Here is a 21,259-nt window from a genome sequence, read left to right as displayed (position 1 = left end):
CGGCGGCTTGGAGAACCGTACCCGTCACGCGAGCGCCCTCGATGGCGATTGCGATTTGCCCAGGTTGTGGCCGAGGCCGGACGTGGCGATCAGGGCGCCTCGAGATGGATCCGGAGCAGTTCGCGCAGCTGGTCGTATGTGCGGTTGAGGGGTGTGATGCTGCGGTCTGCGATCGACATCATGACCGCGCCTTCGATCGCGGCAATTGTCGTGGTCGCCAAACTGTGCGCTGTACGGGTGGGTACGCCTTGGACGATGGCTTGCCCGGCCAGGTGGTGTTCCCAGCGCCGGAATGCCTGGCTGGACAGTTCTCGGGCACCGGGTGCTTCGCTACCACCGTATGCTGCCGCGGCGATCGGGCATCCGGACTGGTAGTCGCTGGTCACCAGCACCCATTTCCAATACTCGACGAAGGCCTGCAGCATTTCCGGCGGGGACAGCGTGTCGGCCATCTGCTCGAGCATCTGCTCGATCCAAGCCGCCGCGGTCCGGACCGACTCCTCGATCAACTCGGTCTTGCCGCCAGGAAAGTGCTTGTAGATCGATTGCCGGGCGGTACCGCTGTGTTCGAGCAGATCGGCGATCCCCGTGCCTGCCACACCTCGACGTCGGAGCAGCTCGATCGCGCTCTCGATCAAGCGACTCCGCGCATTCGTAGCCATTGCCCTCCTCACCTTCGGCACGGACCCACCGAGCTGCCGAGGCACCAGATTAGACCATTGTGTCTTATCTGACCTACGTCCTGTTCAAAACTACCTGTGTACGAGGCCTTATCGGGGCTTGCAATAGACCATTCGTTCTACTACCTTGGCCTTACTGTTACGAGCGGTAACGAGTAATCCTGCGGGAGTGGTCGAGGTATCGCGAAGGTAGGACGCGGCAGACAGTCCGGCCTGCAAACGCCCCTCCCGAGGTGGCCCTATCGCAATGACGAGGAGTCGATTCGCTATGCCCCACTCAGCTGTCGCGGCACCATCCGCACCGACTGTGGACACCACGGACCTGGGAGCGCGGGGCCGGTGGCCTGCCCTCGTCGTCATCTGTATCGCGGAACTGCTCGTGGTGCTCGACAACACTGTCGTCAACGTCGCGTTGCCCTCGCTGGGAGTGCAGTTGCGCGCCAGCTTCAGCGGGTTGCAATGGGTGGTCGACGCCTACACACTCACCTTCGCGGGCCTGCTACTGGCGTTCGGTCACCTCGGCGACCGCTACGGCCGACGCAAGGTGATGATGCTCGGGCTGGCCGGCGTCGCGGTGATGTCCCTGGCCGGCGCCTTGGCCACCGACCTCGGCCAGGTGATCGCCGCCCGAGCCGCGATGGGGGTGTTCGCCGCCGCGGTGTTCCCAGCGACCCTGGCGATGATCATCAACATCTTCACCGACGTCAGGGAACGGGCGATCGCTATCGCGGCGTGGACGGCGATGGCCGGTTTCGCCATCGCGATCGGGCCCACCGCCGGCGGCTGGCTCCTGGAGCACTTCTCCTGGCCCTCGGTCTTCTGGGTCAACATTCCCGCGGCCACCGTCCTTCTCGTCCTTGCCCGAATCCTGGTCCCGGAGTCGAAGGGCGTGCACGTCGGCAGACTCGACGTCGTCGGCATCGCCCTGTCACTGGCGAGCGTTACCGCCTTGGTGTGGACCATCATCGAGGCCCCGCAGCAAGGCTGGCTTTCCCCGATCAGCCTGACGGGCTTCGTCTTCTCGGTGGTCTGCTTCGTTGGGTTCATCCGGTGGGAGATGCGCGCCATCTCGCCCGTGCTGAACATGGACCTGTTCCGGATCCGGCGGTTCTCCTTGCCCGCGGCGGCGATCGCGGTCGCCTACTTCTGCATGTTCGGGTTCTTGTTCATGATCACCTCCTACTTCCAGGGAGTGATGGAGCTGTCGCCGCTGCAGTTCGGTTTGCACTCGCTGCCGTTCGCCGCGTCCGTCGCCGTCGGCGCCCCGCTGGCGACGCTGATCGCCAAGAAGGTCGGCACCACCGCCGTCATCGTTTCCGGTCTGGTGGTGATGAGCGTGGGGATGTCCATCGCCGGGCAGGTGAAGGTGGAGACACCGTACGTCGGTCCTGTGCTTGTCTCGATGGTGCTGATGGGCTTGGGGCTGGCGATCGTGCAAGGCCCCGCAACGGAGTCGATCATGTCCTCGGTGGCCCTCGACGAGGCAGGAGCCGGTTCTGCGGTCAACGACACCACCCGCGAGGCGGGCGGCACTCTCGGCGTCGCAGTGCTGGGATCCATCGTGGCGTCGGTGTATACGACCAAGGTCGGCCCGCGCATCGATGCCATCCCAGACTTCCTGATGACCCCGAACGAGAAGAGCTTCGCTCGCGAAACCGTCATCGCCGTCCTGGAAATGGTCGACCGCCCCACCAGTCCCGCCTTCGCCCAACAGAAGGCCGATCTGATCTACGCAATGAAATCCGCGTCCATGGAGGGATTCGCCCTCGCGTCCTATGTGACGGTTTCGGCGTCACTGTTGCTCGCGGTTGCCATCGCAGTCCTCCTGCCATGGAAACCCGCTGAGGATTCCGTACTCCTCGCCTATAAGCGGAAGTCCAAGCCGTGAAGAGGGGTCGGGAGGCAGGTACGCGCGAGCACCGTCGGCAGCGCTGATTCGGGTTGCTCACCCCGCTGTAGGGACAGCGGGCCCACAGCTACTTTTTCCCGCCGCTCTTACCGCTGCTGGGCTTCGCCGCGCTCGACTGAGCCCGCGAGGCGAAGCCGGACGTCGCCGAACTGCTGCCCGGGTTCTTCGCGGCAGCGGACTGGACTCGGGATGCGGCCGCGGCGGTCATCTTGCCGCCGCCGTGGCCCTTCCCACCAGACTTCGACATGACGCACTCCTTTCCGTACCTCGGCCCCTCCTCCGGGATACGCCCGCCGGGCCCCAGCGCGCACCGATTGTCACTCGCCTTTGTGTGTCAGCCCGGGTGTGTCGGGAGAGCAAGTTATGGACTTGGACCGTCTAAGTGAGGGACACCAGCGTCGGCGCGCCAGGACCAGAGGCGAGCTCTCCCGCTGAGGCAGAGCGCGGCAGCACCTCGAGACCCGACCACCCCCACACGCCAGGCCTCATTCTCGTGCGTGAAACCGGACTCTTCGCTGATCAGAGTTATCCGGCGATGACTCGACGGACCGGCGGCTTACCACGCGCTTGCTCGCTTAAGGAGCGGAGGAGGCTTTCCACGGCGAGCAGGTGTTCATCGGCTGTCTGTAGAACCTCGAGGTCGTCTTCCTCCGTGGCCGCTAAGAACACGGTGCGCGAGCGGGCCAGCGCGGCGTAGACATCTTTGTTTTGGCCACCAGCAGCGCCTTGTCGAGTTCCGGACGGGATGCGAGCTTGCCCGACACCTTGTCGAGGAAGACCTGCTCGCACCCGGCCGCGGTGAGCGCGTCGTGCTGGGCCTCGGGATGCTGATCGCGGGTGGAGACCCGCCCGTAGCCGATTCTCACGCACGGAATGTATCGGTAACCCCCGACAGGTTGACGTTGCCGCGTACACAGGATGCTTTACACATTCGGCCTGCGGAACACGCTGCGGCGCAGAGTGCTCGTGAACGATCGTTTGCGGACGCGGAAGCGTGTATAGCATTCTCACCCGCCTGCTTCGAGGCGCGAAAAATTTCTTCTCGATCGATGGAACCGATCACCGCGCGATCGCGTCCATACAAGCGACGGAACAAATCGATCTTGAAGGAGGGGTACGGCGATGGGAGATGTCGATCGAGGGGCAGAGAGCGCTACGCAAGATCGGTGACGGCGTTGCACCGCATCGCCTCACAACATCTTCTGCGCCACTGGATCGGCGGTAGCCCGTAATAGGAAGAAAGACCTTGGTGTTGGGGAGTGGCCGCTCCCCAACACCTGGAGCCGCACGCCTGCAGCTGTCAGCAGTTCACAACCGAAGACAGGAAGAACCAATGAGCAGTTTCCACAAGTTGATCGCTGCGAGTTCAATCGTACTCGCAGCGGTCGCGGGAGCGACCTCGGTCGCGAGCACGTCGGTGGCAAGCGCGATCCCCGTTAGCGCGTCCCAGTCCAACATCAGCGCAAGCTCGACCACACCGATGCGAGAATCCCCGGTTGCCGCCTTCTGGGGCCATGCGGTGATCTCCTGCGCGCAGGGGGCTCTGGCCAGCGTCGCGATCGACGTCCTGCGCGATGTAGCTGGCGGCGGCGACGCCCCGAAGTACGTCGAAGACGCGGTCATCAGCTGCATCTTCGGCGCCGGCGTGGGCGTGGGCGTGGAAGGCACTGACACCGGCAGTCAAGAAGAAGGTGATCTCTGCGGTCGTCGCCGTGGTGATCGGCGTTTCGCCGCTGGACTAGGTACCCTCCCGGGAGAGGTTTCACCGGAATCTGACACCGGTGGAACCTCTCCCGCTGGGAACGGATCGGGTGAGGGGTTATGCAGGCATTCATCGTCGGCTTGATATTCGGACTGATCTTCATCAGCTGTGCCTATATCGCCTCGAAGGGATACCGCGGAGTAGCAACCAGTCCGAGCGAAGGCTACGGCGACGACATCCCGGACACAACACTCACCGATCCTCAGCGGCGAAAGAAGGCGAACAACCTGGTCGCCTTCTGGGCCACCCTCTCCGGTGCACTCTGCGTTCCACCCATCATCTACACCGCATACATAGCGATAGACCCCGCACGTCGAATCCCTCTACCGGTTCTCGTTCTCTTGGCGGTCTACGCGATTGTCGTCTGCTCTATGGCCGCATACCCCTTGGACAGGATCAAGAAGTAGCCGGCACGCGAAGCGTCGGGACAGCCCCAACCTCCTGCCCCACCTCTATCAGCGGCGCTCTACAACTCGACCGCCGATGACTCACCGACGCCCCAAGCTGGGACTCGGTGAGGTTCCGCTCGAACAGTGGGATCACCTCATCCAACCGGTCCGCCGCAGTGTAGGCGCTGGCGAGGTTGTTGCGAGAGGCCAGGGTGTCCGGGTGCTCGGGGCCTAGGACCCGCTCCCGGTCAGCGAGGGTCCGCTCGTAAAGAATGATCGCCTCAGCCGTCCGATCCGCATCCCGACAAGCGCCGGCAAGTTGTCGAGCTCACGATCGGCGCAGGCACGCGCGGACTCACCGCGATGTTTCCGTTCGTAGTACCCGGAGGTCGACACCCGCAGCACACAGGCATGCCACCGTGACCGGGACGCCAGCTTCGGCCAATTAGGCGACCACCGCGAACACTATTTTGGGAGAACGTTCTCCCGCGCGAAGTAGGCCGCCGCCTTACGGAGCACCTCGTTCTCGAGTTCGAACTGCCGAGTCTTGCGCCGCAGCTCGACCAGATCCTTGCGTTCGGCGGTGGTCACGCCCTCAGCGCCCTCATCGATCGGCACTTCGAGCCGGTTCCGCAAGCACGACTCAGAAATCCCCAAGCCCTTCGCGACCTGACCGACCGGCCTGTCGCTGCTGCGGGCCAACTCGATCACGCGCTGACGGAACTCCAGTGGGCGTGCTGGTGGCATCCAGACTCCTTTCGGAGGCGAGTATCTCGCCTCACTGTCGGTGTGCGGAAGACCGGGGCGATCTCAGGAGCGTCGAGCCAGCGAGGATGTCCTACCCCGACCCGCACACGCTGACGGGCCATCGCCCGGATCGAGCGTGTCGCCAGCGGCGGACACCTTACCGATGCGGCGCCTTCGCCCGTCGAACTCTGATACCTATCACGGCGTGACCTCGGCTACGAACCGACGCCGACAGCTAAATCGACAGCCCCTTTTCCTGCTGTTGCACGCAGCTCGGCAAGAGCACGGGGAGCGTATGGAAGGCGTTGCGAGAAAGAGGTATTCAAAAGCCGCCATTTACTCTGTGACTGCATCCATTGCCGGCACGATCGCCGCCCTGTTGGCCGGAAATATCCGGAAACGAACCGAGACGCGGCTGGCCGTACACGCAATGGTCGGCGCGCTGTCCACCGGTAAGCGCGTCCGGCGCCGGTGGGAGTCCGGCCCTCCCAGAAGTGGAAGCATCCGCGACTGGGAGGGTTGCCCGTAGGTTCGGATCGCGGCCTCCTGCATCGATCGACGACTACTCGACGTCCGCTGTTCCGGCGAGAACGGACCGCAGGGGGAGCATGATGTCCTGGCCGACTCTGATCAGGTTCGGGTCCGAGATGTGGTTCAGTTCGGCGATCATCTGGAGGAATCTCAGATCGCCGTACTTCTTCTTGACGATCCCCGACAGGGTCTCGCCTGCGACGACTCGGTGCCATTCGGCTGCCATGAGTAGCTCCTAGCTCTTCGGGGGGATGATCAGTTCTTGGCCGACGCCGATGACGTCGGGGTTCGGGATCGCGTTCGCTTCGGCGATCAGCGGGAACAACGCCGCGTTACCGTAGAAGCGCTTGGCGATCTTCGACAGGGTGTCGCCGGAAACGACCTTGTAGGTGATGCCGGGAATGATCAGGACCTGGCCGACGTGAATCACGTCGGGGTCGTCGATGCCGTTCGCCGCGGCGATCAGCGCAAACAAGCCCGAGTTCTGCGGGCGATAGAAATGCGCCGCCAGACCGGAGAGGGTTTCGCCACGCACCACCGTGTGCTTGCGGCTCACGTCGGGAAGGATCAGGACAGTTCCGACCTGGATCGAGTCGGGATCCGGAACCCCGCTGGCGACGGCGATCAGCTCGAAAAGCGAAGCCTGCCCGTAGAATCGTTTCGCAATCGCCGTCAGGGTATCGCCTGCGACGACTGTGTGGGTGTTGAGCATGATTTACTCCTTTCGATGGAACCGCACCGTTCACGGTTTCCGAGGATGTCGATCAATTCGATGAACGATGTCCGGGTCGGAATCGCCGGATCCAGCGTATAGTCGGCACAAAGTCCGTTGAAGTCTTCGGTCGGACGGATTCTAAGTCGGGTAGCCCGCTACTCATGCCGAAGCGCTCGAAAAGCGAACAATTGCGCGGCCCCCGACCGAGCAGTGCGCGGCAACCGGCGTCGAAATGAGTAGTCGACTACTCGTTACCAACCGGATGGGTGAGCCTACGGTTGGTGCTATCCAAGATCAACACGGCGAGCATGCGATGGCGATATGGAGCCCGAGGCGAACGCACACATGAGTTCGTGCAGACGGCCGGGTCGATTCGCAGCACACCGGACCAGCTCGATGGTCGGCGGCAGTCGGGTGGAGGAGATATGGACGCCACAGCACGAACGGATGCCTTGGCAACGGAACTTTCCGGAGCCCTCACAATGGCATCGCGGTGCCCTGAAACTTTCCCGCAGAACAGCCGGGACTACCGCCTCCGAGCTGCGCAATTCTTCACCGAGAACGATCGGGTGGCCCGTGCCATCGACAGCGAACTCGGTGAATTGTTTCGCACGGACCCCGAGCTCGGCCGCCTTGTCGAAGCCACCAGCATCAGGGGCGGCCGCAAGCGCCTCGCGCAACACCTGCGGCGGACGCTGCGCGAGCACCCGCACACACAAGAGTCCCTGCTCTCGCTGACACAGGGTATCGCCGACCCCGTCGCAGGCCGCACACCCATAGGCCGCGCGGTGTCGTGGAGCCGGTCGTCGGGATGGTTCAGTCGCGAAGTCGTTCTGGTGCTGATGAATGTTCTGATCGTGGTCCCGATCGTGTTCGCATTTCTCACCGTATGGGGCGGAATTCATCGTCACAGTTCGGCAGACGACGTGTCCACCGCCGCATTGAGAGTCTTCATCGTATGGGTGCTGTCTTTCTTGCCCAGCTGGTTGTACATCCGATTCCTCGGGCAGCGCGCGGGCGCCCTGTGGAGCGAGTACGTCATCAATCTCCACCGCCTCGCGGTGGACGAACCGAAATACTTGCCGCGGCCACCGAAATCCTCGGAATTCTATGCGGAATGGCTTGCGGACGGCGGTTACCTCCAGGAGGAGGAACACAATATCTATCGGCAGAAGTTCAACGCCTACTATGGACGTGCCGTGTCCTCCGCAGGCGGATCCGATTTCGTGATCAAGACCGACACCCTTTTTCCCATATTCCTCGCTACGATCGGTTTCGCGACCTGTTGGACAGCGGTCCTCTGGGATCTGAGCTTCGTCGAGAATCCCACCACCGCGTGGGACATCCTCAAGTTCGGATTTCTCGGCGCCTACGCATTCACCGTGCAGAGCCTCGTCCGCCGATTCTTCCAGAGTGACCTCAGGCCGAGTGCGTATGCCTCCGCGCTCCTGCGGATAATCGTCGTCTTCGCCACGTTGGTGGCCTTGTATCAACTGATCGACAGCTTCGAAGCCGGTGTTCGATCAGCGATTGCCTTCGTGGTGGGCGCTTTCCCGATCGTCGGGATCTACGCACTCCACAGGACTACGGCGGTCGCTCTGCGGGCTGCGGTCCCCCAGCTCACTCCGAATTATCCGCTCAATCAGATCGACGGCCTGAACGTATGGTACGAATCCCGGCTCATCGAAGAAGGCATCGAAGACATGCAGAGTCTGGTGACGGCAAATCTCGTCGATGTCATCCTCCACACGCGTGTTCCCATCGGCCGACTGGTGGACTGGATCGATCAGGCGCAGCTGTACTTCCACCTGGACCACAGTGAAGTGACGCGGCGTGAACGACGGCAGGCCCTGCGTCAGGACAACAAATCGTCGCCCAAACCCTCCTCCGAGGACCCGAGCTGGACCGCGCAGCTCAGCGGAAGCCTCGGCCCTGGCGTTCGCGCCGGCACCAACACCCGCGTAAGACTGCGCCAACTCGGCATCCGAACGGCGACCGATTTGCTCATCGCGTTCCCGCCCAGCGAAGTCGACCCCCGCACCCCAGCAGAACCGGCGGGTCGGCAATACCACCACCTCACCCCGGCAGGGATCGATCTCGAGCAGATCCGCATGCTCGTACGCGTCCTCAACGAAAGCAGCGAGCTGGTCCCCGTCTGGAACTGGCAACGCAGGGGCGCTCGCATCCGCCCGCCTCGGGAAACGTCGAACGGAAGGCGCGGCAACGGGCTCGAGCACTGCGCGGGATCAGCACATCTTCCGGCAACTCCCACCGGATGACGAACTCGGCGGAGGCTACATTCCGCGCGATCCGCCACCGTCAGGGCGCGTCCAGCACGCTTGCCGGAACCCCATAGGGCAGGAACCGCACCCGACGGCGATCGTCGGTGTTGTCGCGATGCGCGCGCAAGGCCTCGAGTTCGCTGGGAAAGACCTGGTCGACCCTGGCCTCGCCGCTGTCATCGATGCTGTAGATCACCCACACCCCGCTGCCGGTCTCGCCGGTGGTCTCGCCCTCGGGTTCCGGCGGGCGTGGCCGTTGCGGTTGGACGAACTGACCGAGCAGCGACGCCAGTGAGCCGACACTCGCGTGATCTACGCGATCCAGGAACACGCCGGCTTTCCCGAGCAGATCACGGAGCTCGGTTCCCGCTCCACGCAGTGCGCGTTCGAATTCTTCCGGATCGATGCCGAAAGGCCCGTTGGTTGGCATCGCATGTGCTCCTGAGGACGAGTTGGGTGCTACGTCCTCAGTGTCCTCGCGAAACGCCGACTTCGCCACGACGGCCACGCCCGTCCTCGATGCCGTGGCGCTTTCCGACTCATCCGTGGGTAGCCGCGCGAACTGGCCGAAGCGGCCGGGGCGAACACCCAGACATTGCGGTACTACGAGCGGCGCGGACTGCTCGCCGAACCGCAGCGGTCCCTTGGCGGGCATCGGCTGTATCCCGAACAGGCGGTCACCGTGTTGCCGGTGATCAAGGCCGCGCAGCGGCTCGGGTTCACCTGAACGAGGTGGCCGAGTTGCTGCCCGCCACCCGGTTCGGCCGCCGCCACACCGATGCGGGATTGCGGGCCCGGGCGACGGCCGAGCCGGCCGAGATCGACGCCGAACTATGGTCTTATCCGTCGGGATGGTCGCAGCGGTCGCAGGACGCGCAGTCGCCGCCCGCGGTGCGCGCGGCCGGGGCGGCACAGCAGGTCTCCCCGCGCCAGGCGTCGACGCCCTCGCGCACCGCGATGGCGGCGATGACCAGCGCGGCGATCGGGTCGGCCCAGGACCAGCCGAACAAGCTGTCGAGCACAAGCCCGGCCAGCAGCACCGCCGAAAGGTAGGTGCACAGCAAGGTCTGCTTGGAATCGGCGAGAGGCGGATCCGAGTTCGCGGCCGGCGCGGCGCTGTGCGGCCGACAGCACCGGCATGACAACCAGGCTCGTCGCCGCCGGCCCGATGCCGGCCGGTGAGTGCTTGGCCTCGCCGAACCCGAACAGTGCGCGGAACGAGTCGACGGTGACGTTGACGGCGAGGGCGAAGAAGGAGCACGTGATGACCCGCAACGCCACCTTCTCCCGCGTTTCGGGATCGCGACCGGCGAACTGCCAGGCCACGGCCGCCGCCGAGGACACCTCGATCACCGAGTCCAGCCCGAACCCGATCAACGCGGTGGAGGAGACGCGGGCGCCTTCGATCAGCGCGTACGGCATGCCGAGGGAAGCCATCAGCAGCACTCTTCGGTCTCGGCGGCCGGGCAGCACGCCGGATCCACCACCAGTACCAGCCCCAGCAGATCCTCCAGCGCCGCGGCGATCCGGGTATCGGCGAGTTCGTAGCGGCTGCGCCGGCCTTCCGGTACCGCGACCACCAGCCCGCAGCCGCGCAGGCAGGCCAGATGGTTGGACAGGATCTGGCGGCTCACCCCGATCTGCTCCGCCAGCTCCGACGGGTATCCCGGCGCTCGCCGCAGACTCAACAGGATCCGGCTTCGGGTCGGATCGGACAAGGCGTGCCCGAACCGGGCCTTCGGGTTCCACTGTTCGCCGCGTCGGCGTAGCGGCGGGCCAGGTGGGCGAACGCGGCGGTGAGTTCGGGCGGCCCGATGACTTCGATTTCGGCGTCGAACCTGCCGAGCACGCCGGCGAGTGCGGTCCACGACCACGAGCCGAGTACTACCCGGCAGCTGTCGGGACCGAGCGCCTCGACCACCCCGTCGTGGAGGAACGGCGCGACATCGGCGGCGGGCAGGCGCAGGATCACCGCCCCATGGCACGGCCAATTCCCGGTCGCATCCGAGCCACGAAACCTGCCGGCCACGAATGTGGGGACGTCGTCCGCCGGGAGTTCACGCGGCGTGAACCGGGGGCCGGTGGGGGTTCGCGGGGTGATCCGGTCGGCGCGGAAGGTCCGCCAGTCCTCGCGGTCGAGGTCCCACGCCACGAGATACCAGCGTCCGCCCCAGGTGACGAGATGATGGGGTTGCACTCGCCGCGGCGGATGCGCGGCGGCATTCGTCGAGGACGCGCCCGCGTAGTCGAAACGCAGCACTTCGCGGGCGTGGAGGGCGGCGCCGATCGCCGTGAGGACCTCCGTGCCGACCTCGGGCGCCGGCCGGTCCTCGGGCGGTGCGACGGCGGTGATCGGCAGGGTGTCGATGCGGTGGCGTAACCGCGCGGGCATGACCTGACGGACGGTGTTCAGCGCGCGCGCCGCGGCCTGCTCGACACCGGCGCCTGCGGTGGTGGCGATCTGGAGTGCGACAGCCAGGGCGACGGCCTGTTCGTCGTCGAACAACAGCGGCGGGAGCTGGGCGCCCGCGCGGAGGCGGTATCCACCGTCGGGACCTTTGGTGGTGGCGATGGGGTAGCCGAGTTCGCGTAAGCGGTCGATATCGCGGCGCACGGTACGCGGGCTGACCTGCAGCCGCTCGGCCAACAGCGCCCCCGGCCAGTCCCGGCGCGCCTGTAGCAGGGACAGCAGCGCCAGCAGTCGCGCGGACGTTTTCGGCATGTTTTCATTCTGTCCGAAGTAGCGGACACAACCTGGCCACTACCCTTGCGAATGTTGCTCACGTCAGCCGACGAGCCGAACAGGAGCAACTGTGTCCCTCACCACCACCACCCACCTGAACTTCCGCGGTGACGCCCGCGCCGCGCTGGAGTTCTATCAGTCCGTCTTCGGCGGTCAGCTCGCCGTTGTCACCTACAAGGACGCCGGGAACGTCGACGCCGGGGCCGACCAGATCATGTGGGGCCAGGTACAGGCCGACAACGGGTTCCACATCATGGCCTACGACGTGCCCGTGCAGACGGGCTACGACCCGGGCGAGAACGCGTTCTTCGTCTCCGTGCGCGGCACGACGGTCGAAGAGGTATCGGGCTATTGGGGGAAACTCACCGCGGGCGCGACCATCGTGGTTCCGATGGTTCCGGCGAACTGGGCGGCCGCCTACGGAATGCTGCGTGACCGTTTCGGTGTCGTCTGGGTCGTCGACGTCGTCAGCGGATAACGCGGTCGACGACTTCGCCGAGCGGATGCCGCACGTTCATGGCTCCGGCGACTTCGCCAGGCCGCGAACGTGTGGCCATGCCTCGGCAAGCGCGAGTAGCTGATGCAATTCCGCGGTGAGATCCCTTGTGCCCGGCCGGATTCGGTGCCGAGGCGGGAAGCGACTCGCGCGCGGAGGGTGCCCTGCAGCTTTTGTGGCGATGGCCTCGGCGACGCGACGCGCATAGCTGTGCGGGTCACCGCCGGTGGCGGCCAGATCGTCGGGGCTGTCGCTGTAGCGCTTGAGATGTAGCAGGCTGTCCCGGATTTCGACCGTCATGCGATGCAGACGGATGGCCGGGTCTGTCCGGCCGTAGTGGTCGTGGGGCGTCTCCAGGACGATTCCGGGCACGGCTGCGGTGAGATCGGCCCACATCGGCTGCAGGCGACGGCAGTACCGGCTGGTGCGGTCCCATCCGAAGTGGGTGAGTAGGGCGCTGATCAGCGGCACCGTGACCACGGCGGGAGCGCCGACTGCCGAGAGGAGAAAGCCGCTCCATGCTTTCCAGCGCATCTCCGGATCCCACGACGGGCGGCCGGTCAGGACACTGCTGAAGGCCTCGATCGGGTACACGACCGCTACGCCCCCGAGAGCTGCCACGGTGCCCAGGATGGCTGTGTACAGTGCACGTTCGGACCAGGTGGTCTCGCCCGCGGCACGCATTTCGCGCACGCTTACCCGGCCGACGTGCAGGGCAGTAGCGCCGAGCGGCAGGGCGAACACGACCCAGATGACGACAGCGCGCCAGCCCAGGGTCTGGTCGATCAGCTGGTCGGCGCGGCGGGCGGGCGTGCCCGCGATCAGGATGACGGCGGTGGCGGTGATCGTGACGAGGTAGTAACGCCGCTGCCTGCGCCACGTCTGGGCGGGATCGGCGCCTGCCCACAATTCGGCGATGCCGTAGATATGCGAGACGGTCAGCAGGACTGCTCCCAGCGACAGCTGCCGGGCGACGTTCACCACGTCGCGGTCGGCGCCGGGCAACAGCCAGGCCAGTGCCTGTTCGAACCATGCCTCTCGCAACAGGTGTTCGAAGACAGCGGCGGCGAGCGCGCGGTTGATGAGCCGGTCGACGAGGCTTTCCCGCAACAGCCACCACCGACAGGCGAGCACCGAGGCGAGCACCGTGAGGACAGGCCAAGTGATCAGACCTGGGATGGGAGAGGTCATCTCATCGGTGCCGGTTCCGGAAGAACGTCGAGCGGAACCGGCTCACCGACCGCTTCGGCAGCATCGCTTCGACCAGCAGCAGGTCGGCGAAGGTTTCCGCGGCGCGCTCGCGCTCACTGCCGTAGTCTCGGCGCCCCAGGACGCTGCGAATGGTCTCCAGCGACAGGGAGGGCATCAACTCGCGCAACGGCAGATCAGCCGCGGGACCGCTGGACGTCTCTCCGTGGCCGAGCAGCATGTGACCGACCTCGTGGGCGATGATGTGGTCGGCATGCCATTCGGTATCGGCCCCGTACATGATCACGTCGTCGTCTTCCCGGGCGATCCACAGGCCACTTCCGGTGCCGCATCCGTTTCCCGCGAGTGCGCCGACATCGATGGGGCACAACGTGATCGGCCGTGCCCGATACGCTGCCACTCGGTCGAGGTATTCCGTCATGTCCCATGGATCGGGGATCGGTACCAGGCGACCCAGTTCCTCGAATCGCGCGGCGAGATCCTCCATTACGCCTTCTCCTCGTCGATGACGTCACCTATGCCGATAATCCGGTGAGCGTAGTCGCCTACGGGGAATCGTCACCGGCCTGGCTTGTCGCACAAGCCTTCTCGATGTCAACCTCCCTTCAGGCCTGCGCTGCCGAGGCGGCCGTGTGGGCGCTCCGGCCGTTCGGAGGCGCGCATCAGCGTGTTCGGTGTTCTCGCGCCGTCCACGCGGCGATCTGGGCCCGTGACGTGAAGCCGAGTTTTCCGAGGATGTTCTCGAGATGCCGGTCGACGGTGCGTGGCGATACCACGAGCCGTTCGGCGATCTGCCGATTGCTGAGGCCCTCCGCGACGAGTTCGGCCACAATCAGCTCGATCCCCACTCGTACACCCATATCCGCAGCTTGTCCGGGTCGCGGCCGGTCAGTCCCCGGCCGCGGCCGAGGCGCCCGAGACGGCGAACCCGATCCGGTGTCGGCGCCGGTGCCCAGCGCGGCTTTGCCACGTCGACCACCGGCGTCGGCGATCGTGCACTCGGTTCTCACCGAGGGCATCGTCGCGCTCCGGATCATCGTCGGACCGACCACGCATGCGCTACCGGCGGGATACCGGGCGCGGGCTACCGCCAGGCGGCTGCGTGTTCGCGGGCGTAGGACTTCAACTGCCGCGCCGGGTGACCGGTGAGTCGCTCGACCGTATCGGTCACCACGGCGTTGCCGCCGTCCCGGATCAACCGGAACAGGCCCTGCTGCCAGGTGATCGAGCGTTCGTCCAGACCGGCCTTTCGCAGTCCGTCGGCGAACTGGTCGGCAGTGATGGGCGCGTAACCCAGGTCCCGGCCCGCGGCTTCCCCCAGGGTTTGGGTGACCTGCCGGAGCGTGAGGGCCTCTGGACCCGTGATGATGTGGACTTCTCCGGCGTGCCCCTCCTCGACGAGTGCGGCGACCGCCACTTCCGCGATGTCTCGGGTGTCGACGAAGCCCACTGCGGCATCGGCGGCCGGGAGCGCGAGCTCGCCGTTTTCCCGGAGGGACGCCGCGAAGCCCTCGCCGAAGTTCTGCTGAAACCAATTGGGCCGCAGGATGGCCCATTGCTTACCCGAAGCACGCACGTCCGCCTCCCAAGCGGCCATCGGAATCGCGTCGGGTAACTGGTCGACGCCCAGCACCGACAGCAGCACGACCTTGCGCACGTCCACAGCGGCGGCCAGCAGATCGCCGAGCAGGCCCGGTTCGCCGGGCACGGCGTACGGGCCGACCACGTACATGCTGTCGATGCCGTGCAGCGCAGGAACCCAGGTCGCACGATCGGCCCAGTCGAAACGCACCGGCTCGACACCAGCGGTCGAAGGCGCGGGATTGCGGCTTGCCGCGCGCACGGCGACGCCGCGGGCCACCAGCGCGTCCACCACGGGCCTACCGGTCTTACCGGTCGCGCCGAGCACCAGAACAGTCATGGGTTTCCTCCTCGGATCGGTTGTTCGAGAGAAAATCTACGGATCTAGGCCAGGATGATGAATGCCTGAGAATCCGGAAAACATGTCCTAGAGTCCTGACTTGTGGATGTTCTCTCCGATGCGCTCGCCGCGATGCGAACGGGACGGACCCGCGCGGCCCGCACCGACGTACGCGCGCCCTGGGGTCTGCGCTTTTCGGCCGTCACCGGCACGACCTTCCATGTCGTGCTCAGCGGCACCTGCTGGCTGCTGACCGACGGAACCGACCCTCTCGCGCTGAGCCCCGGCGACGTGGTCTTCCTTCGCACGGGGAGTTCGCACGCCCTCGCCGACGACCCTCGAACGCCGCTGATCGACTTCCTTCCCGAGCGCTCGCAGCCCGATTCGCCGATCGGCCGTGTCCGCGTCGACGGTTCTGGAGAGCGGTCGATTCTGCTCTGTGGCGCGTACCAGCTCGATCGAACGCGGCCGCATCCGCTGATGAGGGACCTGCCCGAGGTTCTGCACCTGCCGGCGGGGAACGCCGAGCTCGGTCATCTCGTCGGCCTGCTGGCGACCGAGTTCGACCAGGATCGCCCCGGCCGCGACGGCATCGTTCCCCCGCTGGTCGACGCGATGCTGCTCTATATCCTGCGCACCTGGGCGGACGAATGCGCGGATTCGCCGGGATGGGCGCGAGCGCTCGGCGATCAGGCGATCGGTCGAGCCTTGCGCGACATCCACGCCCGCCCGGCCGCCCCTTGGACCGTGGAACAGCTGGCGGCGCGCAACGGCCTGTCCCGATCGGTGTTCGCCCAGCGATTCACCGCGCTGGTGGGCGAACCACCGGTGTCGTATCTGACCTGGTGGCGCATGACCAACGCCGGCCGCATGCTCCGCGAATCCGACGCCCCGATCCGGAATGTGGCCGCACAGGTCGGCTACGGCTCCGAGTTCGCCTTCGCCAAAGCGTTCAAGCGCGCCTACGGCGTCGCCCCGGGAATCTACCGCCGTGCGGAGCGGGTCGATACGCCGAGCATCGCGACCTGACCTCCGGCCGGATGTCAGGAATGCCGCGCACCGCGATTCGGCTAGAGAGGTGCGTCGCGCCACCAGCGGTCGTACAGATCCTGGCCGGAGGCGCCGCCGCGGACCAGGATGTGGCAGAAGTCGCGGATGGGTGGGTCGAATTGCACGAGGACGGTGCCGGTCGGTCGGCCGTCCACGCCGGTGAGGTCGCCCCAGATGACTCGCCCGGTCCCGGCGATTCGCTGCCATGACTCGTCACCGCGCACGGTCATATCGGTGAACGGCGCCACCGGGTTCGGCTGCCGATCGGTGTTGCAGTTCACGACGAGCCGCTCCACCGGGTTTCGGTCGCCGTCGCACTGGAGCCTGGCCAGCTCGCCGAGTTGCGAGTTCAATTCGACCGGGTTCCCGCCCAGGTCTACCGGATGGCATCGAATGCCGCCATGGCCGACGGCATTCGGCGTCGCGGGCAACAGCCTCGGGAACTGGCGGATCACGGTCTGGTAGCTGCCCCAGTCGGTGCGATCGCCGACGGCAGTGGTCGGGGCCGCCGCGGTACTCGACCGGGCGGCCGAGGTGGGCAAGGCCGAGGACTCGCCGCCGAGGTTGCCGGTCAACGCGAGGACTGTGCCGATACCGAGTACGACGGCACCCACCCCGACAGCCGTTGCGAGCGCGAATCGTATCCGCGACCGGGACGTGACGGAACCGCCGACCGGAGCAGGCTGTTGCTTCGTCCCGACCGCCGTCGCGACCGCGGCGGCGAGTTCCCCGCATGACGGGTAGCGGTGGTCCGGATCCTTGGCCAGCGCGCGGGCCACCACCTCATCGACTCCCTGCGGCAGGGCCGGCCGGACCGCGGACGGGCGCGGCGGCGCGTCCCGCAGATGGGCTCGCACGGTTTCGGCCGCGCTCGGCCGTGGAAAGGGGCGCGCGCCGGTCAGCAATTCGTAAAGCGTGCAGCCCAAGGCGTAGACGTCGGCGCGGTGATCGACAGCGCCTCCGGTGAGCTGCTCCGGGGCGGCGTATGCGAGCGTCGCCAGGACTGTGCCCGGCTCGGTCGGCGAGGTCGACTCCGCCTGCGCACGCGCGATGCCGAAGTCTGTGACGAAGACCCGGTCCGGTTCGTTCTCGCGCGATTCCAGCAAGATGTTGCCCGGCTTGACGTCGCGGTGCAGCACCCCGGCCCGGTGGGCGGCGTCGAGACCCCGCGCGACCGCGCCGACGATGTCCGCCACCCGGTGCGGCGGCAAGCCGCCGGGCGCGCGGCGGAGAAGAGCACCGGTATCGGGACCGTCCACGAATTGCATGGCGATCCACAGCCGCCCCTGGTCCACGCCTCGATCGTGCACGGCGACGATATTGGGGTGGTCGAGTTGCGCGGCGAGGTCGGCCTCACGCACGAACCGGGCCCGGAAGACGGCGTCGACGGCCTGCTGCGCCGACAGCACTTTCAGCGCGTCCCACCGCGGAAGCCGGGGATGCCTGGCCAAGTAGACCGCGCCCATGCCTCCCTTGCCCAGCAGCCGTTCGATCCGGTACCCGGCGAAAATCGTGCCCGGTAGGAATGTTTCGGTCATTCGGACTCGCTGTTCAGCAATACGGCGTACTGGGCCGCCGCCCGCTGCTGGGCGTCCGCCGCAGTCCGTCCGGAGACGACCGCCAGGTAGCGCCCGAACAGCACCTGGCACCTGAAGCGCGGCGCGAACTCCGTGCCGTCGAGCCGCTCGCCGCAGCGCGTGTCCGGCAGCCCCGCGGGCACGGGCGCCGGGCGGGCACCCGCCCCTGTCTCCTCGCCCGCGTGGGCGTCGAACTCCGCGCGGGCGATGGCGACGGTCGCGAACCGCGCGAGCCAGTGGTGTCCGATCGTGGCCAGCAACTCCTGCGGTTGTCCTTTCTCCGCCCCTTCCAGCGGACGGCCGCTGTGCAGGTAGGCGCCGCGCGGGCCGTAGACGATGCCCATCGGCCAGATGGCGGCATTCCACCCCGCGGTCCGGACGCTGCCCGGGGCGATCGCCACCGGGAACGTCCATTGTCCGGGCTTGTCCGGGACGATCCGCCGGAGCATGCCGTCGCGGTCCAGCGGGAGAGCGGCGACCTTGTCTTCCGGCGTGGGCTGGAAATCGCGCAATCTCGTCAGTTGCGCAGCGAAGGCGCGACTCGCCAGACCGGTGAGTGCGGCGGGGTCCGGCGTGGTATGCCCGGCGAGCACGTTGATCACGAACGACTCGTGCGCCATGGTGGCCGCGAGCGTCGGCACCGTCGGTCTCCAATGGGCGTGTGCGGCAGCATGATCCGGAATCGCGATGGGTACGTTCTCCGCACTGACGGCGGCGTCGACGGCATCGATTTCCTGCGCGGCCCGCCGGGCCGACTCGGCGTCGGGAAATCGGAGCAGCATCACGGTGAGCATGCGGGCGGCGCCGACGATCGGAGTACCCGCCATTTCCGTGTCACTGCCGCTGACCGAGAAACCGGCAAGCATGCCGTGCCGTTCCAGCACCGCCTGAACCGGCGCCGACAACAGTCCGGAGGTCTTGACGGGGGTCGGCAGCGGCGCGACCCGCACCGCGCCGAGCCCGAAGACCAGGGCCGGATAGGCCTCGACCGGATCGATCACCGCTTCTGCCATGCGTACCGACTCCACCACCCGCCCGTACCGTTTCTCGGCGACGTGTGGCTCGGTGAGTGGCTCGACGGAGTAGTAGCCGACGTCCAGTGCGGCCAGGTCCGCGTGAGCGGGCACCGGCTTGCCCTGCCGCACACAGCCGCTCACCACCAGTACGGTCACCAACGCCGCGATCGTGCCGGCGACGCGAATCGCCGCTGTTCGAACGAACATCCCTGACACCTTGTCACAGTGGCGCATCGGCCCACCATCGAGCGCGCATTTCGGCGCCGGAATCGCCGCCGACCACTTGCAGCCTGCAGAATTTCCGGTTCGGAGCGTCGAAGTACACGTCCAGCCGACCCGAGACTTCCCCGAGCACCGTCGTGTAATTGCTCCAGTGCAGACTTCCGGCACCGGATGCGCGGCTCCACTGCTCCGCACCCTCGGTCCGCTCACGGGGAATCGGCACCATCACCGAACGATCCGCGTTGCAGAAGACTTCGAGCGTAACGGTGGGATCGCGGTCACCGGTGCACCGCAGTATCCCTACGGGGACCTCGGCCGCGAAAGCGATCTGCCTGCCGCGCTCGTCCACCGCCCGGCAGAACGCGGCCTCTCGATAACCGACCCCGTCCGGCGAGAACGGCAGCAACTGGGCAAAGGCCTCTGCCATATAGGCATGAGCCCCCCAGGCGCTCGACACCGCCGGCACCGGACTGGTCGAGCGCGGGACGGGACGAGCCGACGATTCGTCGGTGCGCGTCAACGCCCACACCGACATCGCCGCCGACGCCACCGCCGCGACCGCGACGACGATCGCGAGGAGTCGCCGCCCACGGCGACGACCATCGCTCGACGGCGCGATCACCGGCACCGCGTCCGTCAGGGCCGCCTCGGCCGCGCGCGCCAAATCCCCGCAGCTCGGGAACCGATCGCCGGGATTCTTGGCCATCGCCTTGGCCACCACCGCGTCGAACGCAGCAGGCACGCCGGGCTTTTCGAGCGAGGGGCGGGGCGGCGGCTCGTTCAGATGGGCGTACATGACCGAACCCGGATTGTCCCTGGGGAACGGCGCCGATCCGGTGAGCACCTGATAGAGGGTGCATCCCAGGGAGTACACGTCAGCGCGCCGGTCGGCGCGGTCGCCGCTGATCTGTTCCGGGGCGGCGTAGGCGAGGCTGGCCGTCATGCCGCCGACGGCGAGGGTGGGTGAGTCGTCGGCGGGACGGGCGATGCCGAAGTCGGTGACCAGCACGCGATCCGAGCCGTCGGGCTGGGGTGCGACCAAGATGTTCGCCGGTTTCACGTCACGATGCAGCAACCCGGCGCGGTGGATCTCGTCGAGTCCGCGGGCCGCCTCGGTGACGATGTGGACGGCGCGCGCCGGGTCCAGACCCCCCTGGCCGCGCCGGATCAGTTCCGCGACGTCCACGCCGTCGACGTACTGCATCGTGATCCACAGCCGACCGTCCTGCTCGCCGCGGTCGCGCACCGCGACGAGATTGGGGTGCTGCAAGCGGGCCGCGATCTCGGCCTCGCGCAGGAAGCGAGCGCGGAACTCCGGATCGTCCCGGTGCGAATCGGCCAGGATCTTCAACGCGTCCCTGCGCGGCAGCCTGGGATGCCGGACGAGGAAGACGGTGCCCATGCCGCCCGCGCCGAGTCGACGTTCGATCCGATACCCGGCGAACACCGCGCCCTCGACAACGTCCACCAGGATTCCCCTCCCGCACCACGCCCACGAATGGGCCGACTATAACGTTCGGAACCTCTTCTTGCCCAGGCGCTTCGAGTCCCACATGATCGAGGAGACCGGCCGCCATGCCGGGGATGCGGACATCCTTCGCGAACTGATCGACGGTGCGGCCGGACACTGATCCAGAACCTTCCGTGACAGGAACACCTGACGCTCGCGGAGCACCGCGTTACTGCTCGTCGCGCTGCTGGAACATTCGCTCGTACATCGCACGCAGCTCACGCATTCGTTCCGCTTCCTGTTCGGATTCCGCCCGCGCCCGGCGCTCCACGTGACACACCGCCACGGATATCCCCACCATCCCCGCCACGAAGAGGACCCATCCGGGCCAGACCAGCCAAGGCCGCGTGGACCAGTAGAAAGCCACTTGCAGCAGTCCCGAGCCGACGAACGCCACCAGAGCCGACACCCCGAACCATCGCGTGCCCATCGTCCACCTGTGCCTGACTCGAATACCCCGATGTCGAGAGTACGTCTCCATGACAGAAGGTTTCGTAATC

The 21,259-nt window shown here is 66.5% G+C and carries 25 protein-coding genes and 2 pseudogenes; 7 read left to right on the top strand and 20 right to left on the bottom strand.

The genetic code is table 11. The features are described 5' to 3' along the window. Positions 1 to 89: 89 nt before the first annotated feature. Positions 90 to 662 carry a TetR/AcrR family transcriptional regulator gene (locus GVY64_RS07255; protein ID WP_159839808.1) on the bottom strand — a complete coding sequence of 191 codons (573 nt, stop codon included), beginning with the start codon at positions 660 to 662 and terminating at the stop codon, positions 90 to 92. A 286-nt stretch (positions 663 to 948) separates the two neighbouring features. Here GVY64_RS07255 and GVY64_RS07250 point away from each other — a divergent pair, with 286 nt between their 5' ends. Next, a complete protein-coding gene (locus tag GVY64_RS07250) occupies positions 949 to 2,568 on the top strand; it encodes an MFS transporter (RefSeq protein ID WP_159839807.1) in 1,620 nt (539 codons plus the stop codon). Positions 2,569 to 2,656: 88 nt separating this feature from the next. On the opposite strand, the gene GVY64_RS07245 is transcribed toward GVY64_RS07250, so the two are convergent. From GVY64_RS07245 to GVY64_RS07235, 3 genes are all read right to left on the bottom strand, one after another. Further along, positions 2,657 to 2,836 (bottom strand): hypothetical protein, encoded by a 180-nt coding sequence (locus GVY64_RS07245; protein WP_159839806.1) that lies wholly within the window; start codon positions 2,834 to 2,836, stop codon positions 2,657 to 2,659. A 412-nt stretch (positions 2,837 to 3,248) separates the two neighbouring features. Beyond that, positions 3,249 to 3,455 carry a recombinase family protein gene (locus GVY64_RS07240; RefSeq protein WP_201297930.1) on the bottom strand — a complete coding sequence of 69 codons (207 nt, stop codon included), beginning with the start codon at positions 3,453 to 3,455 and terminating at the stop codon, positions 3,249 to 3,251. 442 nt (positions 3,456 to 3,897) lie between these two features. Then, positions 3,898 to 4,212, bottom strand: coding sequence for a hypothetical protein (locus GVY64_RS07235; RefSeq protein ID WP_159839805.1), 315 nt, complete (start codon positions 4,210 to 4,212; stop codon positions 3,898 to 3,900). 198 nt (positions 4,213 to 4,410) lie between these two features. On the opposite strand from GVY64_RS07235, the gene GVY64_RS07230 reads away from it, so the two are divergent. Next, positions 4,411 to 4,758 carry a hypothetical protein gene (locus tag GVY64_RS07230; protein ID WP_159839804.1) on the top strand — a complete coding sequence of 116 codons (348 nt, stop codon included), beginning with the start codon at positions 4,411 to 4,413 and terminating at the stop codon, positions 4,756 to 4,758. Here the strand turns inward: GVY64_RS07230 and GVY64_RS07225 are convergent. The 4 genes and pseudogenes from GVY64_RS07225 to GVY64_RS07210 form a co-directional block, all read right to left on the bottom strand. Continuing rightward, positions 4,748 to 5,050: pseudogene (locus GVY64_RS07225) on the bottom strand (tetratricopeptide repeat protein); the annotation flags it as partial. The gene GVY64_RS07230 and the pseudogene GVY64_RS07225 sit on opposite strands and share 11 nt — an antisense overlap. Before the next feature lie 155 nt (positions 5,051 to 5,205). Beyond that, complete coding sequence (locus GVY64_RS07220) at positions 5,206 to 5,487, bottom strand: hypothetical protein (protein WP_159839803.1); 282 nt, start codon at positions 5,485 to 5,487, stop codon at positions 5,206 to 5,208. Positions 5,488 to 6,049: 562 nt separating this feature from the next. Further along, positions 6,050 to 6,244 (bottom strand): LysM peptidoglycan-binding domain-containing protein, encoded by a 195-nt coding sequence (locus GVY64_RS07215; protein WP_159839802.1) that lies wholly within the window; start codon positions 6,242 to 6,244, stop codon positions 6,050 to 6,052. A 9-nt stretch (positions 6,245 to 6,253) separates the two neighbouring features. Beyond that, positions 6,254 to 6,730, bottom strand: a complete 477-nt coding sequence (locus GVY64_RS07210; RefSeq protein WP_159839801.1) for a LysM peptidoglycan-binding domain-containing protein — start codon at positions 6,728 to 6,730, stop codon at positions 6,254 to 6,256. A gap of 428 nt (positions 6,731 to 7,158) precedes the next feature. Between GVY64_RS07210 and GVY64_RS07205 the strand changes: the two genes are divergently transcribed. Further along, a complete protein-coding gene (locus tag GVY64_RS07205; protein WP_159839800.1) occupies positions 7,159 to 9,012 on the top strand; it encodes a hypothetical protein in 1,854 nt (617 codons plus the stop codon). Between the two features lie 40 nt (positions 9,013 to 9,052). On the opposite strand, the gene GVY64_RS07200 is transcribed toward GVY64_RS07205, so the two are convergent. After that, positions 9,053 to 9,445, bottom strand: a complete 393-nt coding sequence (locus GVY64_RS07200; RefSeq protein WP_159839799.1) for a hypothetical protein — start codon at positions 9,443 to 9,445, stop codon at positions 9,053 to 9,055. Between the two features lie 165 nt (positions 9,446 to 9,610). Here GVY64_RS07200 and GVY64_RS37190 point away from each other — a divergent pair, with 165 nt between their 5' ends. Further along, entirely contained in the window at positions 9,611 to 9,742 is a 132-nt protein-coding gene (locus GVY64_RS37190) for a MerR family transcriptional regulator (protein WP_236566677.1), read from the top strand. Between the two features lie 112 nt (positions 9,743 to 9,854). On the opposite strand, the pseudogene GVY64_RS07190 reads toward GVY64_RS37190, so the two are convergent. The 3 genes and pseudogenes from GVY64_RS07190 to GVY64_RS07180 all read right to left on the bottom strand — a co-directional run. Continuing rightward, positions 9,855 to 10,428: pseudogene (locus tag GVY64_RS07190) on the bottom strand (cation transporter); the annotation flags it as partial. 23 nt (positions 10,429 to 10,451) lie between these two features. Further along, positions 10,452 to 10,733 (bottom strand): ArsR/SmtB family transcription factor, encoded by a 282-nt coding sequence (locus GVY64_RS07185; protein WP_159839798.1) that lies wholly within the window; start codon positions 10,731 to 10,733, stop codon positions 10,452 to 10,454. Continuing rightward, positions 10,700 to 11,737: a helix-turn-helix transcriptional regulator gene (locus GVY64_RS07180; protein ID WP_159839797.1), complete on the bottom strand. Its 1,038-nt coding sequence runs from the start codon at positions 11,735 to 11,737 to the stop codon at positions 10,700 to 10,702. The genes GVY64_RS07185 and GVY64_RS07180 overlap by 34 nt, the downstream gene beginning before the upstream one ends. 91 nt (positions 11,738 to 11,828) lie before the next feature. Between GVY64_RS07180 and GVY64_RS07175 the strand changes: the two genes are divergently transcribed. Next, positions 11,829 to 12,236 (top strand): VOC family protein, encoded by a 408-nt coding sequence (locus tag GVY64_RS07175; RefSeq protein WP_159839796.1) that lies wholly within the window; start codon positions 11,829 to 11,831, stop codon positions 12,234 to 12,236. A gap of 36 nt (positions 12,237 to 12,272) precedes the next feature. Here GVY64_RS07175 and GVY64_RS07170 read toward each other — a convergent pair whose 3' ends face one another. The 4 genes from GVY64_RS07170 to GVY64_RS07155 form a co-directional block, all read right to left on the bottom strand. Then, the gene (locus GVY64_RS07170) at positions 12,273 to 13,445 is read right to left on the bottom strand and encodes an MAB_1171c family putative transporter (RefSeq protein WP_159839795.1); all 1,173 of its coding nucleotides are present in this window, start codon (positions 13,443 to 13,445) and stop codon (positions 12,273 to 12,275) included. A gap of 1 nt (position 13,446) precedes the next feature. After that, the gene (locus tag GVY64_RS07165; RefSeq protein ID WP_159839794.1) at positions 13,447 to 13,950 is read right to left on the bottom strand and encodes a hypothetical protein; all 504 of its coding nucleotides are present in this window, start codon (positions 13,948 to 13,950) and stop codon (positions 13,447 to 13,449) included. A gap of 175 nt (positions 13,951 to 14,125) precedes the next feature. Further along, entirely contained in the window at positions 14,126 to 14,323 is a 198-nt protein-coding gene (locus tag GVY64_RS37685) for a response regulator transcription factor (RefSeq protein ID WP_442939539.1), read from the bottom strand. Between the two features lie 224 nt (positions 14,324 to 14,547). After that, positions 14,548 to 15,384 (bottom strand): NAD(P)H-binding protein, encoded by an 837-nt coding sequence (locus tag GVY64_RS07155; RefSeq protein ID WP_159839792.1) that lies wholly within the window; start codon positions 15,382 to 15,384, stop codon positions 14,548 to 14,550. Between the two features lie 102 nt (positions 15,385 to 15,486). On the opposite strand from GVY64_RS07155, the gene GVY64_RS07150 reads away from it, so the two are divergent. Next, the gene (locus GVY64_RS07150; RefSeq protein WP_159839791.1) at positions 15,487 to 16,413 is read left to right on the top strand and encodes an AraC family transcriptional regulator; all 927 of its coding nucleotides are present in this window, start codon (positions 15,487 to 15,489) and stop codon (positions 16,411 to 16,413) included. 41 nt (positions 16,414 to 16,454) lie between these two features. Here GVY64_RS07150 and GVY64_RS07145 read toward each other — a convergent pair whose 3' ends face one another. Genes GVY64_RS07145 through GVY64_RS07135 form a run of 3 tightly spaced genes read right to left on the bottom strand, consistent with a single transcriptional unit; the run spans position 16,455 to position 20,717 of the window. Next, positions 16,455 to 17,972, bottom strand: coding sequence for a serine/threonine-protein kinase (locus GVY64_RS07145; protein WP_159839790.1), 1,518 nt, complete (start codon positions 17,970 to 17,972; stop codon positions 16,455 to 16,457). After that, positions 17,969 to 19,234, bottom strand: a complete 1,266-nt coding sequence (locus GVY64_RS07140; RefSeq protein ID WP_159839789.1) for a DUF7373 family lipoprotein — start codon at positions 19,232 to 19,234, stop codon at positions 17,969 to 17,971. The genes GVY64_RS07145 and GVY64_RS07140 overlap by 4 nt, the downstream gene beginning before the upstream one ends. 13 nt (positions 19,235 to 19,247) lie before the next feature. Then, the gene (locus tag GVY64_RS07135; protein ID WP_236566676.1) at positions 19,248 to 20,717 is read right to left on the bottom strand and encodes a serine/threonine-protein kinase; all 1,470 of its coding nucleotides are present in this window, start codon (positions 20,715 to 20,717) and stop codon (positions 19,248 to 19,250) included. On the opposite strand from GVY64_RS07135, the gene GVY64_RS07130 reads away from it, so the two are divergent. Beyond that, positions 20,650 to 20,880, top strand: coding sequence for a mycothiol transferase (locus tag GVY64_RS07130; protein ID WP_236566675.1), 231 nt, complete (start codon positions 20,650 to 20,652; stop codon positions 20,878 to 20,880). The two genes, GVY64_RS07135 and GVY64_RS07130, sit on opposite strands and share 68 nt — an antisense overlap. A 48-nt stretch (positions 20,881 to 20,928) precedes the next feature. Here GVY64_RS07130 and GVY64_RS07125 read toward each other — a convergent pair whose 3' ends face one another. Continuing rightward, the gene (locus GVY64_RS07125; RefSeq protein WP_159839787.1) at positions 20,929 to 21,189 is read right to left on the bottom strand and encodes a hypothetical protein; all 261 of its coding nucleotides are present in this window, start codon (positions 21,187 to 21,189) and stop codon (positions 20,929 to 20,931) included. Positions 21,190 to 21,259 lie beyond the last annotated feature (70 nt).

This window comes from Nocardia sp. CY41 (assembly GCF_009829325.1).
Classification (GTDB): Bacteria; Actinomycetota; Actinomycetes; order Mycobacteriales; family Mycobacteriaceae; genus Nocardia.
This window is presented reverse-complemented; position numbering and strand designations above follow the sequence as displayed.

Coding starts and splice junctions, on each gene's coding strand:
- GVY64_RS07255 (WP_159839808.1), bottom strand. CDS start 662: ATGGCTACGAATGCGCGGAGTCGCTTGATCGAGAGCGCGATCGAGCTG.
- GVY64_RS07250 (WP_159839807.1), top strand. CDS start 949: ATGCCCCACTCAGCTGTCGCGGCACCATCCGCACCGACTGTGGACACC.
- GVY64_RS07245 (WP_159839806.1), bottom strand. CDS start 2,836: ATGTCGAAGTCTGGTGGGAAGGGCCACGGCGGCGGCAAGATGACCGCC.
- GVY64_RS07235 (WP_159839805.1), bottom strand. CDS start 4,212: ATGACCGCGTCTTCGACGTACTTCGGGGCGTCGCCGCCGCCAGCTACA.
- GVY64_RS07230 (WP_159839804.1), top strand. CDS start 4,411: ATGCAGGCATTCATCGTCGGCTTGATATTCGGACTGATCTTCATCAGC.
- GVY64_RS07220 (WP_159839803.1), bottom strand. CDS start 5,487: ATGCCACCAGCACGCCCACTGGAGTTCCGTCAGCGCGTGATCGAGTTG.
- GVY64_RS07215 (WP_159839802.1), bottom strand. CDS start 6,244: ATGGCAGCCGAATGGCACCGAGTCGTCGCAGGCGAGACCCTGTCGGGG.
- GVY64_RS07210 (WP_159839801.1), bottom strand. CDS start 6,730: ATGCTCAACACCCACACAGTCGTCGCAGGCGATACCCTGACGGCGATT.
- GVY64_RS07205 (WP_159839800.1), top strand. CDS start 7,159: ATGGACGCCACAGCACGAACGGATGCCTTGGCAACGGAACTTTCCGGA.
- GVY64_RS07200 (WP_159839799.1), bottom strand. CDS start 9,445: ATGCCAACCAACGGGCCTTTCGGCATCGATCCGGAAGAATTCGAACGC.
- GVY64_RS07180 (WP_159839797.1), bottom strand. CDS start 11,737: ATGCCGAAAACGTCCGCGCGACTGCTGGCGCTGCTGTCCCTGCTACAG.
- GVY64_RS07170 (WP_159839795.1), bottom strand. CDS start 13,445: ATGACCTCTCCCATCCCAGGTCTGATCACTTGGCCTGTCCTCACGGTG.
- GVY64_RS07165 (WP_159839794.1), bottom strand. CDS start 13,950: ATGGAGGATCTCGCCGCGCGATTCGAGGAACTGGGTCGCCTGGTACCG.
- GVY64_RS37685 (WP_442939539.1), bottom strand. CDS start 14,323: ATGGGTGTACGAGTGGGGATCGAGCTGATTGTGGCCGAACTCGTCGCG.
- GVY64_RS07155 (WP_159839792.1), bottom strand. CDS start 15,384: ATGACTGTTCTGGTGCTCGGCGCGACCGGTAAGACCGGTAGGCCCGTG.
- GVY64_RS07145 (WP_159839790.1), bottom strand. CDS start 17,972: ATGACCGAAACATTCCTACCGGGCACGATTTTCGCCGGGTACCGGATC.
- GVY64_RS07140 (WP_159839789.1), bottom strand. CDS start 19,234: ATGTTCGTTCGAACAGCGGCGATTCGCGTCGCCGGCACGATCGCGGCG.
- GVY64_RS07130 (WP_236566675.1), top strand. CDS start 20,650: ATGCCGCCCGCGCCGAGTCGACGTTCGATCCGATACCCGGCGAACACC.
- GVY64_RS07125 (WP_159839787.1), bottom strand. CDS start 21,189: ATGGGCACGCGATGGTTCGGGGTGTCGGCTCTGGTGGCGTTCGTCGGC.